Below are 17299 nucleotides of genomic sequence, written 5' to 3'. Positions count from 1 at the left end.
CCCAGCTCCCGCGTGAAGGTCGGGTGCGGGGGCGCGGGAGGGCCCGCGTCGCCTTCCGGGGTGTCGGAGGGGTGCCGTAGTCTCGGTCCGTGAGCATCGTTCCGCACATCGTTGGTGTGCTCGTCCTCCTGGTGGGCGTCCTCGTCTCCGTCGGTCTGCACGAGCTCGGGCACATGGTCCCCGCCAAGCGGTTCGGGGTGCGCGTGAGCCAGTACATGGTGGGCTTCGGCCCGACCGTCTGGTCGCGGACCAGGGGTGAGACCGAGTACGGCATCAAGGCGATCCCGCTGGGCGGGTTCGTGCGCCTCGTCGGCATGATGCCGCCGGCCCCGCCGGGCACCCGGCGCGGCACCGGCTTCTGGAACGAGCTCGTCGCCGACGCGCGCGATGCCTCCGTCGCCGAGGTGCGCCCGGGCGAGGAGCACCGCGCCTTCTACAACCTGTCGGCGCCCAAGAAGCTCATCGTGATGTTCGGCGGGCCGTTCATGAACCTCGTGATCGCCACGGTCCTCATGGGCATCATCCTGGTCGGCTACGGCCTGCCCGCCGTCTCCACCACCGTCGCCCAGCTCTCCGAGTGCGTGCCCGCCTCGGTCACCTCCACGGCGACCGGGGCCGACTGCGAGGGGCAGCCGCCTGCCCCCGCCGCGGCGGCCGGCCTGGAGCCGGGCGACGAGGTCGTCGCCTTCGGCGGTACCGAGGTGACCGGCTGGCAGCAGCTCGTCGGCCTGATCAACGAGTCCGCCGGGCGCGAGTCCGAGGTGGTGGTGCTGCGCGACGGCGAACGCGTCACGCTCGAGGTCACGCCCGCCGTCACCGAGCGTCCGGTCGTGGACGAGCAGGGCGCCGCGATCCTCGGGGCCGACGGCGAGCCGCTCGTCGAGCAGGGCGGTTTCGTCGGCTTCTCGCCGCTCCAGGTCCGCGAGCAGCAGCCGCTGTCCCGCGTCCTGCCCGAGGTGGCCAACATGACGTGGCAGACGGCGACCATGGTCGCGACGCTCCCCGTCCGCGTGGCCGACGCCGCCACCCAGGCCTTCACCGCGGAAGAGCGCTCGCAGGACTCCGTGCAGTCCGTGGTGGGCGTCGCCCGGATCAGCGGCGAGATCATGGCGCTGGACGAGGCGATCCTCGACCGGGTGATGATCTACCTGAGCCTGCTCGCGAGCCTCAACATCGCCCTGTTCGTCTTCAACATGATCCCGCTCCTGCCGCTCGACGGCGGGCACATGGTCAACGCCCTCTACGAGGGCGGCAAGCGCACGCTCGCCCGGATCCGCGGGGCGGCGGTGCTGCCCGGCCCGGCCGACGTCGCGCGCATGACGCCGGTGGCCTACGTGGTCTTCCTGATCCTGCTCGGTGTGGGCGGCATCCTCATCGTGGCGGACCTGGTGGATCCGGTGCGGATCACGTGACGCCGCACACGATGTGCGGTTTGCCCCTTCCGAAGAGTGGATACTGAACCCGTGAGCGCAATCAGCCTCGGCATGCCCGCAGCACCTCCTCCGGTTCTGGCCCCCCGTCGCAAGACCCGCAAGATCCGGGTCGGCAAGGTGGAGGTCGGCGGTGACGCACCCATCAGCGTGCAGTCCATGACCACAACGCCCACCACCGACATCAACGCGACCCTCCAGCAGATCGCGGAGCTCACGACGGCCGGCTGCGACATCGTCCGCGTCGCCGTCCCGAGCGCCGACGACGCCGAGGCGCTGCCGATCATCGCCAAGAAGTCCCAGATCCCCGTGATCGCGGACATCCACTTCCAGCCGAAGTACGTCTTCGCCGCGATCGACGCCGGCTGCGCCGCCGTCCGCGTCAACCCCGGCAACATCCGCAAGTTCGACGACCAGGTCAAGCAGATCGCCCAGGCCGCGAAGGACGCCGGCGTCTCGCTCCGGATCGGCGTCAACGCGGGCTCGCTCGACAAGCGCCTGCTGGAGAAGTACGGCAAGCCCACTCCGGAGGCCCTGGTGGAGTCCGCGGTGTGGGAGGCGAGCCTCTTCGAGGAGCACGACTTCCACGACTTCAAGATCTCGGTCAAGCACAACGACCCGGTCGTCATGGTGCGCGCCTACGAGCTGCTCTCCGAGCGCGGCGACTGGCCGCTGCACCTCGGCGTCACCGAGGCGGGCCCCGCGTTCCAGGGCACCATCAAGTCGGCCACCGCGTTCGGCGCCCTGCTGAGCAAGGGCATCGGCGACACGATCCGCGTCTCCCTGTCGGCCCCGCCGGTGGAGGAGGTCAAGGTCGGCAACCAGATCCTGCAGGCCCTCAACCTGCGGCCCCGCAAGCTGGAGATCGTCTCCTGCCCGTCCTGCGGCCGCGCCCAGGTGGACGTGTACACGCTGGCCGAGAAGGTCACCGCCGGGCTGGAGGGCATGACCGTCCCGCTGCGCGTCGCCGTCATGGGCTGCGTCGTGAACGGCCCCGGCGAGGCGCGCGAGGCCGATCTGGGTGTAGCGTCCGGCAACGGCAAGGGCCAGATCTTCGTCAAGGGCGAGGTCATCAAGACCGTCCCCGAGGCAATGATCGTCGAGACGCTCATCGAGGAAGCGATGCGGATCGCGGATGAGATGCCTTCGCCGGAGAATGAAGCACAGGCCGGTTCGCCGGTCGTCTCGGTCGGCTGAGCCTGAGGTAAGGCACCGGGGGAGGGCCGCCGCGACGTGCGGCGCTCGCCCGGGGTGGAGTCGTAGGCTCGGGCGATACTGAAGTGTCTGACCCGAACGGAGCAAGGCATGGCTCGTTGGCGCACCCCGGTTCCGGCCGGAGCGCGCTCCAGCGGGCCGCTAGAACCGGGCGAACGGGACATACTGGCGCGCCGCCGCCGCGATGAGAGCGGCGCCCGCGTGCTGACGCGGGCGGACCTGGCCCAGGCGCTCGCCGTCTGCGCCGTCGACCCGGTGGCCTCGGTGCTCGCCACCGCGCGGCTGGAGATCGCCGCCCGCTCGGGTTTCGGCGCCGCATCGGGCCAGGCGTGGGGCTTCCCCGCCGTCGGGCCGCTCGAGGCGGTGTGCTGGTCGGGCGCCAACGTGGTCCCGGTCATCCCGCTCACCGATCCCGACCGGCGCGCCGAGGCGATCACCGCCTTCGCGGCCGTGGCCCGGGTGCACGGGCGGCGGTCGTCGTCGATCGTGGGGGAGCAGTGGGCGGCGCTCGCCCTCTGGGAGCAGCTCTCGCCGTTCTGGCCCCCGGCCCGCGAGGTGCGGGCCGACCAGCCGTCCATGGCCATCGGCACGGCGCCCCTGGTGCCGGCGGAGCCCGCCGTCCGGCGCTCGGTGCTCGCCGAGTTCGACCTCGTGCTCCCGGCCTGCGTGCGCATGTTCACCGAGGAGGTCGGCTACTCGCCGGTCGCCTCGGGCGGCTCCGCCTACGCGGAGCGCGTGCGGTCCCTCATCGCGGAGGGCCGCTCGTTCGTGCGCCTCGTGCCCGACGGCGGCGGCCGGCCCGCCGTGGCCTTCAAGGCCGAGCTCGGCGCGGTGGCCGGCGGGGTCGCCCAGGTGCAGGGCGTCTGGGTCGAGCCGGCGTTCCGCGGCCGCGGCTGGTCGGAGTCCGGCATGGCCGCGGTGGTCGCCGCGACACGCGCGGCGATAGCCCCGACGGTGTCGCTGTACGTCAACGCCTACAACGAGCGGGCCGTCGCCGCCTACCGGCGGGTGGGCTTCGAGCAGGTGGGCACGTTCGCGACGGTGCTGTTCTAGGACCGTGCTGTTGTTCTGGGGCCGTGCTGTTGTTCTGGGACCGGGACTCTGTCCCGGGACCGGGCTGGGCTCCCGGCGTCAGGGCGACGGCTCCACCCGCTCGAACAGATGCTCGTAGCGCACGACCAGGCCCGCGTCGTCGACCGTCAGGTCCGCCTCGAAACCTCGGGACAGCCCCAGGTCCACGTAGCGCACCCGCCCGGGCTCGACCGGGTCGTAGCGCTGGCTCGACCGGGCGACCGTGAGCGCCGGCCCGTCGATGAACGCCGTGTCCAGGGTCAGGCTCGTCCCTGAGCGCATCCGCCGGATCGGCAGGCTGTTGCAGAAGGGCGTGACCGACAGGTCGGGTTCCTGTGCGCCGTCCAGGTCGGGGCGCTGCTCGCCGTCGACCAGCCAGCCGTCCCCGGAACGGTCCAGGCACAGGACACCGTGGGAATGCGGTCCCCACACCTCGACGTCGACCCGCAGCGCGCGCCAGTCCGCGTCGAGCGACCACCTGTGGTCGAGCCGGAAGCCGCCGTCCTCGGCGCAGACCACGGTCCCGGACGCCGTCACCCCGTCGGGTCCGGTCGTCAGCTCCAGGCGTTCCAGGCCCTCTACGTCGGTCCGGCGCCAGAAGAGGACGGTGCTCATCGCGGGCTGCTCATCGCAGGCTGCTCATCGCAGGAGCTTGGACATCCGGCGGTCCGCCAGGGGCTTGCCGCCGGTCTGGCACGTGGGGCAGTACTGCAGGGACCGGTCGGCGAAGGACACCTCGTGCACCGTGTCGCCGCACGGCGTCCCGTTCCACCCCGGGCACGGCAGGCCCGTGCGGCCGTGCACCCGCATCCCGGCCCGCTTGGCGTCCTTGAGCTCCTTGGCCGGCTTGCCCGACGCCGCCGTGATCGCCTCCGCGAGCACGGCACCGATGGCCGTGTGCAGCCGGGCGGTCTCCTCCGGCGTGAACGACCCGGTCAGCTTGTACGGGCTGAACCGGCCCACGAGCAGGATCTCGTCGCTGTAGGCGTTGCCGATGCCCGCGATGGCGCGCTGGTCCCGCAGCAGGCCCTTGACCTGCTGGTTCTTCGCGGACAGCAGGCCGGCCAGCACCTCGGTGGTGAACTCGGGGGCGAGCGGCTCCACGCCGAGGGACGCGATCATCTCCACCTCGGCCGGGTCGCGCACCACGTGCACGGCGAGCCGCTTGCGGGTGCCCGCCTCGGTCAGGTCGAACCCCGAGCCGTCGTCGAGCCGCACGCGCAGCGCGAGGATCGCGCCCCTGCTGGAACCGCCGAGCGACGGCCGGACCGGTTTGGTGGACAGCGCGTCCGACCAGCGCACCCAGCCGCCCCGCGAGAGGTGGAAGACCAGGTGCAGCGGGGCGCCGTCGGCCGGTGCCTTGCGGGAGGCCGCGCCGCCGGACGTGGCGGTGCCGGACGTGGCGGTGCCGGACGTGGCGGCGGCGGGGGCGACCGCGAGGTCCAGCCACTTGCCGTGGCGGGCCACGCCCGTCACGGTGCCGCCGGCGAGCGCCTCGACCGGCGGGTCGAACGTCTTGAGCGCGGCGATCGAGCCGACCTCCACCCCGGCGACCGCATGACCGACGGTCCGCGCGCGCAGGAAGTCGGCGAGCGCGGCGACCTCGGGCAGCTCTGGCATGGCCTCATCCTCCGAGACTTCGCGGGGCCGGGCAAGACCTGCCGGGCGTGGCCCGCCCGCAACCTGCTGGTCGACTGCTGGTCGACCTGCTGGTCGACGGAGCGGTGCCGGGCGGCGCCGAACCGAAACTTCCTCGTCCGTCCGTCCGCCGAGCCGCAGGTTGCCTGTGCATCCGTGCCGGGATGGACACCTACCTCGCGGTTCGGCGCCGTGGGGTACACGTAACGTGCGGTTCGGCGCCGCCAGGGACACCTACCTTGCGGTTCGGCGTCGCCAGGGACACGTCACCTGCGGTTCGGCGTCGCCAGGGAGACGGAGCCCGCGATCCGCCGCCGGGCATCACGAATTCCGGGCGAACCGCTGCCGCCCGCGCGGATAGGCTGTGCCCCATGTCTTCCGCACGCCTCACTCAGGGCGACGTGCTGCGCATGTCGTCCCTCTTCGTCCGTACCCTGCGCGAGGACCCGGCCGAGGCCGAGGTCGCCAGCCACAAGCTCCTCGTGCGGGCCGGGTACATCCGCCGCGCCGCACCGGGCATCTACTCGTGGCTGCCGCTGGGCCTGCGGGTGCTGGCCAAGATCGAGGCGATCGTCCGCGAGGAGATGGTCGCCATCGGCGGTCAGGAGGTGCACTTCCCGGCGCTGCTGCCGCGGGAGCCCTACGAGGCCACCGGGCGGTGGGAGGAGTACGGCCCCAACATCTTCCGGCTCAAGGACCGCAAGGAGGCCGACTACCTCCTCGCGCCCACGCACGAGGAGATGTTCGCGCTCCTGGTCAAGGACCTGTACTCGTCGTACAAGGACCTGCCGCTGATCCTCTTCCAGATCCAGACCAAGTACCGCGACGAGGCGCGCCCCCGCGCCGGCCTGATCCGCGGGCGCGAGTTCATCATGAAGGACGCGTACTCGTTCGACGTCAAGGACGAGGATCTTGAGGTCAGCTACCAGAAGCACCGCGAGGCGTACGAGAAGATCTTCACGCGCCTCGGCCTGGACTACGTGATCGTGTCCGCCATGTCGGGCGCCATGGGCGGCTCCCGCTCGGAGGAATTCCTGAGCCCGTCCCTGATCGGCGAGGACACGTTCGTCCGCTCGCCCGGCGGCTACGCCGCCAACGTCGAGGCGGTGGTCACGCCCGTCCCCGAGGCGATCCCGTACGACGACGCCCCCGCGGCCCACGTCGAGGACACGCCGGACACCCCGACCATCGACACCCTCGTGGCCGTCGCGAACGAGAAGTTCCCCCGCCCCGACCGGCCCTGGACGGCCGCCGACACCCTGAAGAACGTGGTGCTCGCCCTCGTGCAGCCCGACGGGACCCGCGAGCTGCTCGTCGTCGGCGTGCCCGGCGACCGCGAGGTCGACCTCAAGCGCATCGAGGCGGCGCTCAGCCCCGCCGAGCCCGAGGCCGCGACCGAGGAGGACTTCAAGAAGTTCCCCCAGCTCGTCAAGGGCTACATCGGCCCGCAGGCCCTCGGCCCCCAGGGCGAGCAGGTCGAGGGCGCCGACGGCGAGAAGGTCCCCGCGATCCGCTACCTGCTGGACCCCCGCGTGGTGTCCGGCACCCGGTGGATCACCGGCGCCAACGAGCCGGGCAAGCACGTGTTCGACCTCGTGGCCGGCCGCGACTTCACCGCGGACGGCACCGTCGAGGCCGCAGAGGTACGGCCCGGCGACCCCGCGCCCGACGGCTCCGGCCCGCTGGAGCTCGCCCGCGGCATCGAGATGGGCCACATCTTCCAGCTCGGCCGCAAGTACGCAGAGGCGCTGGGCCTGTCGGTGCTCGACGAGAACGGCAAGCAGGCCGTCGTCACCATGGGCTCCTACGGCGTCGGCGTCACGCGGGCGCTCGCAGCGCTCGCCGAGGCCAACCACGACGAGCGCGGCCTGGCCTGGCCCGCCACGATCGCCCCCGTGCACGTGCACCTGGTCGCCACCGGCAAGGAGGCGGAGGTGTTCGACGCCGCCGCCACCATCGCCGACGACCTCGCCGCCCGCGGCGTCGAGGTGCTCTACGACGACCGGCCCAAGGTCTCGCCGGGCGTGAAGTTCAAGGACGCCGAGCTGCTCGGCGCGCCGCTCGTCGTCGTGGTGGGCAAGGGCCTGGCCGACGGCGTGGTCGAGGTGCGGCCGCGCGCGGGCGAGGCGGAGCAGTTCCCCGTCGCCGACATCGCGGGCGTGGTGGCCGGGCGGGTCGAGGCCCTGCTCGCCGGGTAGCGGAGTCCGACCGCGTCGAGCAGCGGAGCGCCGGGCCGGACAGGCCGGTCAGGACCGGTCAGGCCTGCTCCGGCAGCCCCGGGAAGGGCACCGCCGGAGCGCCCCACTGCGCGGCGGCCAGGGTGGTCTCGGTCAGGAGCGCGACCAGGATGGCGCGGGTGCCCGCCTCGGCGACGCCCACCAGCGTCGCGTAGTTCTGCGCCAGGTCGGTCTCGAGGTCGCGGGCGAGAGCGGTCGTCGTCAGCTCCGGCCCGGGCACCGCGTACGCGACGCGGCGTGGGTCCTGGCCGGTGCCGTCGATCCCGGCCACGAGCGCCCAGGCCTGGGCCCGCTGCCGGTGCACCAGCGCGCGCTCGTACGCCCGGGCGCGGACGTCGCCGTCGGCCTGTGCCGCGCGTACCTCGAGCGCGTAGCCCGCTGTGTCCTCGGCCAGGATCAGGGCGTTCAGGTCCTCGGCCGACAGGCCGGTGGGCACGGCGGCCTGCTCCGTCCCGGTGGAGGCAGGGGTGGCCGAGGACTCCTCGCCGTCGCTCGGCTCCTCGCCGGGCTCGCTGGGCTCGGGGATCCGGGTCGAGGGGAGCGCCGGACCCTGGGCGCCGGTGAGCTGCGCGAGGCTCCTGGCGTGCTGCGTCTGCGACGCCGAGATCGAGGCGAGCAGCCGGCCCAGCGGCCCGGACTCGGCCTGGTCGGCGGCCGCCCTGGTGCGCGTGGCTGCGTCGCGCAGCGACGTGACGACGGCGCGGGGCGTGTGCTCGGGAGTGCTCGCCGAGGGCGAGGCGTCCGGCGGCTCCGACACGAGGTCGTCCAGGCCGGAGTCGTACTCGCCGCCGAGCTGCTGCACCTGCACGGTCGCGACGTTGGCGATCGTGGTGAGCTCCGCGACGACGTCGGCCCGGACTCCGTCGGCTCCCGCGGCCGCCTCCGCCTGCTCGGCCACGAGCAGCGCATCGGCGACGGCGGTGCGCCGCACGACCTCCGCCGCGTCCGGGATCGGCTCGGTGGGCGGCGGCGTCTCGAGCCGCACGCCGCAGCCTGAGAGAATGACCGCGCAGGCCAGAGCGAGCGCGGTCAGTCCTGACCGGCGGCGGGTGCTGGCCTCGCGGCCGAAGTGGTTCATCGTGGCCGATGATGCCATGTTCCTCGGCCCTGCTCGTGCCCGGCTCGCGCCCGGCCGGTTGCGGTCGGGTCACGGGCCCCACGCACGACACCACGCACATCGCGAAATGCCGAGGTCCGGCGCTTCGTTAGGCTTGACCAGGACAACAACAGCACATCGGTCGAACCGTTCCGGCTCGAACCGTGCCCCGCACGTGGGGGAGCCGACGGGAGGCAGTCGATGACACAGCAGGCGGACGCGGTCCGCGGGGTGGTGGGTCCGGTGGTCGAGGCCGCAGGGCTCTACCTGGAGGACGTGACCACCACCCGCGCAGGCAGCAAGTCGGTGGTACGGATCACCATCGACCTGCCGGACGACGCGGTCGGCAGCCTGGACTCCGACGCCCTCGGCGACGCGTCGCGCGCCATCTCCGCAGCGCTCGACAAGGACGACGTCGTGCCCGGTGCGTACACGCTGGAGATCTCGACGCCTGGCACCGCGCGGCCGCTGACCGAGCTGCGGCACTTCAAGCGCGCCCGGACCCGCCTCGTCACGCTGAAGCTGACCGACGGCAGCCGCGCGGAGGGCCGGGTCACCGACGTCCTGCCCGACGCCGACGGCGACGTCGTCGTGCTCGGCGGCGACCGGCGGATCCCGCTGGGTGACATCGTCAAGGGCAAGATCGAGGTCGAGCTCAGACGACTGGAGGACGTCCAGGATGCCGAGGGCGCGGAACTGGGCGAGAGTGCAGGTGAAGACACCGACGACGACTCGGACGGTGCTGGTTCGGACGACGCGACCGAGGGTCACCGCGGCCGCAACGAGGAAGGCTGACATGGACATCGACATGACCACCCTGCGGATGCTGGAGCGCGAGAGAGATCTCAGCCTGGACGTCCTCGTCGCGGCCATCGAGCAGGCTCTCCTCTCGGCCTACCACCGCACCCCCGACGCCTATCACCGGGCGCGCGTCGAGGTGGACCGGTCGACGGGCCACGTCACGGTCTGGGCACGCGAGGAGCTGCCCGTACCGGCGGACCCGGACGACCCGGAGGCGCGTCCCGTCGTCGAGCTGGGGCCTGAGTTCGACCACACGCCGCAGGACTTCGGCCGGATCGCCACCGCGACGGCCCGCCAGGTGATCGTGCAGCGGCTGCGCGACGCCGAGGACGACCAGGTGCTCGGCACCTTCCGCGGCAAGGAGGGCGAGGTGCTGGCCGGCGTCATCCAGCAGGGCCGCGACCCGCGCGTCGTGCTGGTGGACGTGGGCGGCACAGAGGCCGTGCTCCCGCCGCACGAGCAGGTGCCGACGGAGGAGTACGTGCACGGCGAGCGGCTGCGCGCGTACGTGGTCGAGGTGAGCCGCGGAATGAAGGGCCCCCAGATCACGTTGAGCCGTACGCACCCGAACCTGGTGCGCAAGCTCTTCGAGCTCGAGGTCCCGGAGATCGCTGACGGCTCGGTGGAGATCACCGCCATCGCCCGCGAGGCGGGGCACCGCACCAAGATGGCCGTCCGGTCCCGCGTGGCCGGGCTCAATGCCAAGGGCGCGTGCATCGGCCCGATGGGCGCCCGGGTGCGCGCCGTGATGGCCGAGCTGCACGGCGAGAAGATCGACATCGTCGACCACAGCGACGACCCGGCCGCCTTCGTGGCGAGCGCCCTGTCGCCCGCCCGTGTGTCGTCAGTCACAGTGGTCGACGCCGACGCGCGGGCCGCGCGGGCGGTCGTACCCGACTACCAGCTCTCGCTCGCGATCGGCAAGGAGGGGCAGAACGCCCGTCTCGCCGCGAAGCTGACGGGGTGGCGCATCGACATCCGGTCGGACGAGGCGGCGGACGCCGGTGCAGGTGGCGCGGCTGCCGACGCGCCCGGCGGCCGGTAACGCCCGGTGGGTCGGCGCGGTAGACTGTCCGAGTCTGGGCCACGCGCCCGTCTTTCGACCTGCCTCGTACCCGATCCGGCACAGCCCGTCTTGGGTCCCGTGCGCACGTGCGTCGGATGCCGGGAGCGCGACCAGCGGTCTGCACTCCTGCGTCTGGTGCTGGACCCGGTGCATGACGACGGCGTGGCCGAGCCACGGCGGGTCATCGTCGATGTCCGTGCCAGTCTGCCGGGTCGCGGCGCCTGGGTTCACCCGGAGCCGCGGTGCCTGGAGCTCGCCGAGCGTCGCAGGGCCGTCCCACGCGCACTGCGTGCGGACGGGCCTCTCGACCTCGGTGAGGTACGAGCACACCTCGGCCGGTGAGAGTGGTGACCGCAAGACCGTCCCGACCGGGCGCGACCGAGCGCCCGGCCGAACTCAGCGATTCGTCGACAAGGAAGCGGGTCAGAAGCCGATGGGCACCCGATGAGTCCCCAGCGATGAGTACTCAGTACTAATGGTGGTCCTCCCTGTCTTGGGACGGACCAAGACAGGAGAGTTGTGGCAAAGGTCCGCGTCTACGAGCTCGCCAAGGAGCTCGGAGTGGAGAGCAAGACCCTGCTGGCCGAGCTGAAGTCGGCAGGCGAGTACGTTCGCTCGGCGTCGTCGACGCTCGAGCCGCCCGTCGTGCGGCGTATGCGCGACAAGTTCCCGGTCGGTGGCGCTGCCGGCCCGTCCGACAAGGGCGCAGCGGCGAAGTCCCCCGCGAAGAGCGCACCTAAGCCGGCCGCGAAGCCCGCGGCCAGGAAGCCGGCCGCCCCGGCTCCCACGCCGGCCCCGGCACCGGCACCCAGCAGGACCGAGGCAGAGGCCGCGCCCGCCCCGGCGCCGAGCCCTGCCCCGGCGGCACCGGCCCCCGCGCCGGAGGAGACCCCCGCGGCATCCGCCGCGCCCGCGGCGTCGGCTAAGCCGAGCACCGCGCCCAAGCCCGGCGCGCCGAAGCCGGCCGCCGCGCCCAAGCCAGGCGCACCGCGGCCGAGCGCGACGCCGTCGGGCGCGCGCCCCGGGCGCGACGCCGGCCGTGGCGCCCGACCCGGCGGCGGTAACCCGCGCCCGGGCAACAACCCGTTCGCGACGAGCCAGGGCATGCCCCGTCCCGGTGGTGGGCGCGGTCGCCCGGCCCCTGGCGGCAGCGATCGTCCGGGTGGCGGCAACCCGCGCCCGGGCAACAACCCGTTCGCGACGAGCCAGGGCATGCCCCGACCGGGGCAGCGCCCCGACCGTGGCGAGCCCACCGCCGAGCGCTCGGGCGGTCCTCGCCCGGGTGGTCCCCGTCCCTCCGCGCCCCGTCCCGGCGGCAGCGGTGGCGGTGGCCCGCGCCCGAACCCCGGCATGATGCCGGGCAAGACCTCCATGCCGCGTCCGGGCGACCGCCCGGCCCCGGGTGGCGGCCGTGGTCGCCCCGGCGGCGGTGGCCGCCCCGGTCCGGGCGGCGCCGGTGCCGGTGCTCCGGGCCGTCCCGGTCCCGGCGGCGGTGGCGGCGGCTTCGGCGGCGGCCCGCGTCGCGGTGCCGGCGGTCGTGGCGCCACGCAGGGCGCCTTCGGGCGCGCCGGCGGCAAGCCGGTCCGCGGCCGCAAGTCGCGCCGGGCGAAGCGCCAGGAGTTCGAGGCCATGCAGGCCCCGTCGCTCGGCGGCGTGCAGGTTCCCCGCGGCAACGGCAGCACCGTCGTCCGGCTGCGCCACGGCGCGTCGCTGAACGACTTCGCGGACAAGATCGACGCGAACCCCGCGTCGCTCGTCACCGTGCTGTTCCACCTGGGCGAGATGGCCACGGCCACGCAGTCCCTCGACGAGGACACGTTCGGCACGCTGGCCGCGGAGCTCGGCTACGTGATCGAGATGGTCTCGGCCGAGGAGGAGGACCGCGAGCTGCTCGGGTCGTTCGACATCGACCTGGAGGCCGAGGAGGCAGGGGAGTCCGACGACGACCTGGTCGCCCGTCCGCCGGTCGTGACCGTCATGGGTCACGTCGACCACGGTAAGACCAAGCTCCTGGACGCCATCCGCAAGTCGGACGTGGTGGCCGGCGAGCACGGCGGCATCACCCAGCACATCGGTGCCTACCAGATCACGCACGAGCACGAGGGCGTCGAGCGTGCCATCACGTTCATCGACACCCCGGGTCACGAGGCGTTCACCGCCATGCGTGCCCGTGGTGCGCAGGTCACGGACATCGCGATCCTCGTGGTCGCGGCCGACGACGGCGTGATGCCGCAGACGGTCGAGGCCGTGAACCACGCGCAGGCCGCGGGTGTGCCGATCGTGGTCGCCGTCAACAAGATCGACGTCGAGGGTGCCAACCCGGCGAAGGTGCGTCAGCAGCTCACCGAGTACAACCTGGTGGCGGAGGAGTACGGCGGCGACACGATGTTCGTCGACGTCGCGGCGAAGCCGGGCATCGGAATCGACGACCTCATCGAGGCCGTCCTGCTGACCGCCGACGCGGCTCTGGACCTGCGCGCGAACCCGTCCAAGGACGCGCGCGGCGTGGCCATCGAGGCCAACCTCGACAAGGGCCGCGGTTCCGTGGCCACGGTGCTGGTCCAGTCCGGCACGCTGCACGTCGGCGACGCGATCGTCGCGGGCACGGCCCACGGCCGCGTCCGCGCGATGTTCGACGAGCACGGCAACTCGGTCGAGGCGGCGCTGCCCGCCCGCCCCGTCCAGGTGCTGGGCCTGACGAGCGTCCCGAGCGCCGGCGACACGTTCCTCGTGGCGCCGGACGACCGCACCGCCCGCCAGATCGCCGAGAAGCGTGAGGCGGCGGAGCGCGCCGCGACGCTGGCCAAGCGCCGCAAGCGGATCAGCCTCGAGGACTTCGACTCCGAGCTCAAGAAGGGCAAGGTCGAGAGCCTCAACCTCATCCTCAAGGGCGACGTGTCCGGTGCCGTCGAGGCGCTGGAGGACGCGCTGCTCAAGATCGACGTGGGCGAGGAGGTGCAGCTGCGTGTCATCCACCGCGGTGTGGGTGCCATCACGCAGAACGACGTCAACCTCGCGACCGTCGACAGCGCCGTGATCATCGGCTTCAACGTGAAGTACGGCGAGCGCGTCGAGGAGCTGGCGGAGCGCGAGGGCGTCGACGTCAAGTTCTACTCGGTCATCTACCAGGCGATCGAGGACGTCGAGGCGGCCCTCAAGGGCATGCTCAAGCCGGAGTACGAGGAGGTCCAGCTCGGGACCGCGGAGATCCGCCAGGTCTTCCGCTCCTCGAAGTTCGGCAACATCGCCGGTTCGGTGGTCCGTTCGGGCAGTATCCGCCGCAACACGAAGGCGCGCGTGCTGCGCAACGGCACGGTCATCGGCGACAACCTCACCATCGAGTCGCTGCGTCGCGAGAAGGACGACGTCACCGAGGTCCGCGAGGGCTTCGAGTGCGGTATCGGTCTCGGGTCGTTCAACGACGTCACCGAGGGCGACGTCATCGAGACGTTCGAGATGCGCGAGAAGCCGCGCGACTGACGTTTCTCGCCGTGCCGGAGCCCGGTGCACGTGTCAGGCCCGCTGAGGCGGGTCGGACGGACAGGTCACCCCGAGTGACCCGTCCGTCCGGCTCGTACGCGAGCCGCTGACGGGTGCACCGGGCTCCGGCTCGGTGACCTCGGAAAGGAAGAAAGATGGTCGACAACCCGCGGGCCCGCAAGCTCGCCGACCGCATCAAGGTGATCGTCGCGCAGATGATCGACACGCGGATCAAGGACCCGCGGCTCGGCTTCGTGACGGTCACGGACGTCCGGGTGACCGGTGACCTGCAGAACGCCTCGGTGTTCTACACGGTCTACGGCTCGGACGAGGACCGGACGGGCACCGCGGCGGCGCTGAAGAGCGCCACCGGCATGATCCGCTCGGAGGTGGGCAAGCAGACCGGTGTCCGCCTGACCCCCACCATCGAGTTCCACCTCGACTCCGTGCCCGAGGCGGCCGCCCACCTCGACGCCGCGCTGGTCGAGGCCCGCAGGCGGGACGCCGAGCTGGAGGCGCTGCGCGCCGGGGCCCGGTACGCGGGCGATGAGGACCCGTACAAGAAGCCGCGCGAGGACGACGAGGCGGAGTGACCTCCGGGCACCGCGTCGGCACGGCGGTGCGTCGGCGTCCGCGCGGCGTGCGTTCCGCCACCGTTCGCGCGGCGTGCGTTCCGGCGCCGTTCGCGCGCCGGACAACGGTGCCGTGACGCTGCCGCACACCCGTGACGCCGTCGTGCACCGCGCAGGACGCCGGAGCCGCGAGATACTGGTACCCATGATTTCCCCCAGCCCTGACGTACCCGTACGCCGCCCGACGGCCGCCGACGGGTTCGTCGTCGTCGACAAGCCGCAGGGCTGGACCAGCCACGACGTCGTCGGGCGGATGCGCAGGCTGGCGGGGACGCGCAAGGTGGGCCACGCCGGGACGCTGGACCCGATGGCGACCGGCGTGCTGGTGCTCGGGATCGGGAAGGCGACCCGCCTGCTCACCTACGTGGTGGGCGCCGACAAGGACTACGACGCCACCATCCGGCTGGGCGTGGCCACCACCACGGACGACGCAGAGGGCGGGGTCGTCGCGGTGGCCGAGGCGGACGCCGTCGGCCGGGTGGACCGGGCGGCGCTCGACGCCGCGATCGCCGGGCTCACGGGCGAGATCCTGCAGGTGCCGACGTCGGTGTCCGCGATCAAGGTGGACGGCAGGCGCGCCTACGCGCGCGTCCGCGCGGGGGAGGAGGTCGCGCTCCAGGCGCGGCCGGTCACGGTGTCCCGGTTCGACGTCCTGGACGTCCGCCCGGGGACGACGGCGGTGCCTGACGGCGATCTTGCTGACGTCTACGTCGAGGCTCCCGAGAACCGTGGTGAGGCTCACGCGGCCGGCCTGGTTCCCGCGGACGGCGGTTCCGCTCGCCGAAATCCCGTCGACGACGATTCCGCCGCCGTGCCCGGCCTGGCGCCGAGCGCCGCGGAGCCGGGCGACGGGCCCACGCGCGACGTGCCGGTGGTCGACGTCGACGTGCGCGTCACCGTGTCGTCCGGGACCTACGTGCGCGCCCTGGCGCGCGACCTCGGCGCCGCGCTCGGCACGGGCGGCCACCTGACGGCGTTGCGCCGCACCCGTGTGGGCGGCTACGACCTGGCCGGTGCCCGCACGCTGGAGGAGCTGGAGGCGCAGGCGGACGCCGACGGCACGCTCGCGACGCTCCCGCTGGCCGACGCCGCCCGCGGCACCTTCCCGGTCCGCGAGCTCGACGAGGTGGAGGTGCGCGCGCTGGGCTACGGCCAGTGGGTCGAGCCGTCGGGGCGCTCCGACGTCGTGGCGGCCCTGTCGCCGTCGGGCGCGCTGGTGGCGCTGCTGGAGGACACCCGGCGGCGGGGCGAGAACCTCGCCCGGCCGGTGCTGGTGCTCGCGCCGGCTACCTGAGCCGGCGTGCTCGCGTCAGGGGCCCTCAGGCCGAGACAGTCTGCACGGAGGTCGGCTGTGCAGCGGGCCGCGCCGCCCCCGTCGCCCGGGCGTGGCCCACGAGCGACAGCAGCACCCCAGCGGCGGCCCAGATGCCCAGCGTCAGCCACGCCTGGGACGCGTCGGCGTCGGGGAAGTAGGAGACGTCGCGCAGCAGGGTCGCGCTCGCGCCCGGCGGCAGCCACTGGCCGATCTCGCCCCAGTACCACGGCAGGAACTCGCTCGGCATCGCAGCGCCGGAGATCGGGTTGCCGACCAGCATCATGAGCACCGGCCCGAGCGCGATGCCCGGCCGGCCCAGCACCGCGACGAACCCGGTGATGGGGGCGGCGATCGCGGCGATCGCCAGGGTCAGGGCCGCCGACTCCAGGAGCCAGTCGCCCTGGATCGAGCCGAACCAGAAGTGCAGGATCCCCTCGAGAATCGCGCCGCCGACCACCGAGTAGACGATCACGGCGAGCACCCGCCGCAGCGCGCCGGACACGGCGAGCGAGATGCCGATGCCGCCGATCATGCCGCCCAGCAGGATCGGGAAGAGGGCTGCGGTGAAGCCGGTCCCGCGCGGGTCGTCGGCGGACAGCGGGACCACGTCGGTGACCGTCACCCGCGGGACCTCGGGGATCTCCGGGGCCTCGGCCTCGCCCGACGGCGGCGCCTGGGGTTGCTCGCCCCGGGCCGCCGCCTCGAGCGCCTCGCGGACCGCGGTCTCGACCGCCTCGACGGCCCGGGCCTGCGCGGCGGCGAGCGCCTCCGCCGTCGCTGCGTTGGCCTGCTCCTGGATGCCCTGCTGCATCTGCGTGCCGAGCTGCGTCATGAGCTGGTGGGTGACCCCGCTCGCCGCCGAGGCCGTGAGGATCTCCGGTGCCTCGCCCGCCGCGACGTCGCCCAGCACCACACCGCCGTAGACCTCGCGGGTCTCGATCGCCGTGACGGCGGCCTCCCGGTCGTCCAGCTCGACCAGGTCGACCGCGCCGGGCTGCTGCTCGGCGAGCGTGTCGCGGAGGGTGGCGACGGCGTCGTCGGACCCGACGACGGCGACGGGCAGGTCCTTGGGCTCGGACGTGACCGACGGCCACGAGAACGCGAGCACGATGACGGTGAGGACGAGGGTGAGTGCGACGGCGGTGCCGATCACGCGGCCCGCCGGGGTGTGCGGCGCTGGCGCGTCCTGGGACATGGGATGCTCTCTCTCGATAAAAAAACGAACGCTCGTTCTTTATGGCCCACGATGGTCCCGCGACCGTATGCTTGTCAATCGCCCCGGGCATCGACCCTGGGCCCGACGACGGGAGGGTGGCCG

At 73.0% G+C, this 17299-nt stretch carries 14 protein-coding genes; 10 read left to right on the top strand and 4 right to left on the bottom strand.

The genetic code is table 11. The features are described 5' to 3' along the window. The first annotated feature begins 89 nt into the window (after positions 1–89). The 3 genes from AC0QU1_RS16460 (at position 90) to AC0QU1_RS16450 (ending at position 3698) form a co-directional block, all read left to right on the top strand. Positions 90–1412: a M50 family metallopeptidase gene (locus tag AC0QU1_RS16460; protein ID WP_483570770.1), complete on the top strand. Its 1323-nt coding sequence runs from the start codon at positions 90–92 to the stop codon at positions 1410–1412. A 72-nt stretch (positions 1413–1484) separates the two neighbouring features. Next, positions 1485–2627: a flavodoxin-dependent (E)-4-hydroxy-3-methylbut-2-enyl-diphosphate synthase gene (gene ispG / locus AC0QU1_RS16455; protein WP_483576715.1), complete on the top strand. Its 1143-nt coding sequence runs from the start codon at positions 1485–1487 to the stop codon at positions 2625–2627. A 108-nt stretch (positions 2628–2735) separates the two neighbouring features. Then, the gene (locus AC0QU1_RS16450; protein WP_483570768.1) at positions 2736–3698 is read left to right on the top strand and encodes a GNAT family N-acetyltransferase; all 963 of its coding nucleotides are present in this window, start codon (positions 2736–2738) and stop codon (positions 3696–3698) included. A gap of 78 nt (positions 3699–3776) precedes the next feature. On the opposite strand, the gene AC0QU1_RS16445 is transcribed toward AC0QU1_RS16450, so the two are convergent. Both AC0QU1_RS16445 and AC0QU1_RS16440 read right to left on the bottom strand, forming a co-directional pair. Further along, positions 3777–4331 carry a putative glycolipid-binding domain-containing protein gene (locus tag AC0QU1_RS16445; RefSeq protein WP_483570766.1) on the bottom strand — a complete coding sequence of 185 codons (555 nt, stop codon included), beginning with the start codon at positions 4329–4331 and terminating at the stop codon, positions 3777–3779. 24 nt (positions 4332–4355) lie between these two features. Further along, the gene (locus AC0QU1_RS16440; RefSeq protein ID WP_483570764.1) at positions 4356–5336 is read right to left on the bottom strand and encodes a DNA-formamidopyrimidine glycosylase family protein; all 981 of its coding nucleotides are present in this window, start codon (positions 5334–5336) and stop codon (positions 4356–4358) included. Positions 5337–5725: 389 nt separating this feature from the next. Here AC0QU1_RS16440 and AC0QU1_RS16435 point away from each other — a divergent pair, with 389 nt between their 5' ends. Then, on the top strand, positions 5726–7552 hold the full coding sequence (locus AC0QU1_RS16435) for a proline--tRNA ligase (RefSeq protein ID WP_483570762.1): 1827 nt from the start codon (positions 5726–5728) through the stop codon (positions 7550–7552). A 58-nt stretch (positions 7553–7610) separates the two neighbouring features. Here the strand turns inward: AC0QU1_RS16435 and AC0QU1_RS16430 are convergent, their stop codons facing one another. After that, positions 7611–8687: a DUF4439 domain-containing protein gene (locus tag AC0QU1_RS16430; protein ID WP_483570760.1), complete on the bottom strand. Its 1077-nt coding sequence runs from the start codon at positions 8685–8687 to the stop codon at positions 7611–7613. Between the two features lie 201 nt (positions 8688–8888). Between AC0QU1_RS16430 and rimP the strand changes: the two genes are divergently transcribed. From rimP to truB, 6 genes are all read left to right on the top strand, one after another. Next, a complete protein-coding gene (gene rimP / locus AC0QU1_RS16425; RefSeq protein WP_483570758.1) occupies positions 8889–9482 on the top strand; it encodes a ribosome maturation factor RimP in 594 nt (197 codons plus the stop codon). Between the two features lies 1 nt (position 9483). Then, positions 9484–10533 carry a transcription termination factor NusA gene (nusA, locus tag AC0QU1_RS16420; protein ID WP_483570756.1) on the top strand — a complete coding sequence of 350 codons (1050 nt, stop codon included), beginning with the start codon at positions 9484–9486 and terminating at the stop codon, positions 10531–10533. Positions 10534–10539: 6 nt separating this feature from the next. Beyond that, the gene (locus AC0QU1_RS16415) at positions 10540–10896 is read left to right on the top strand and encodes a YlxR family protein (protein WP_483570754.1); all 357 of its coding nucleotides are present in this window, start codon (positions 10540–10542) and stop codon (positions 10894–10896) included. 177 nt (positions 10897–11073) lie between these two features. After that, entirely contained in the window at positions 11074–14034 is a 2961-nt protein-coding gene (infB, locus tag AC0QU1_RS16410) for a translation initiation factor IF-2 (RefSeq protein WP_483570752.1), read from the top strand. 155 nt (positions 14035–14189) lie between these two features. Next, positions 14190–14627 (top strand): 30S ribosome-binding factor RbfA, encoded by a 438-nt coding sequence (rbfA, locus tag AC0QU1_RS16405; RefSeq protein WP_483570750.1) that lies wholly within the window; start codon positions 14190–14192, stop codon positions 14625–14627. Positions 14628–14811: 184 nt separating this feature from the next. After that, on the top strand, positions 14812–15960 hold the full coding sequence (gene truB / locus AC0QU1_RS16400; protein ID WP_483570748.1) for a tRNA pseudouridine(55) synthase TruB: 1149 nt from the start codon (positions 14812–14814) through the stop codon (positions 15958–15960). Between the two features lie 25 nt (positions 15961–15985). Here truB and AC0QU1_RS16395 read toward each other — a convergent pair whose 3' ends face one another. Beyond that, complete coding sequence (locus tag AC0QU1_RS16395; RefSeq protein WP_483570746.1) at positions 15986–17176, bottom strand: hypothetical protein; 1191 nt, start codon at positions 17174–17176, stop codon at positions 15986–15988. Positions 17177–17299 lie beyond the last annotated feature (123 nt).

It is taken from the genome of Promicromonospora noduliphila, assembly GCF_056951025.1.
The sequence above is the reverse complement of the archived record's forward strand: the minus strand, read 5'-3'. Positions and strand labels throughout refer to the sequence as shown.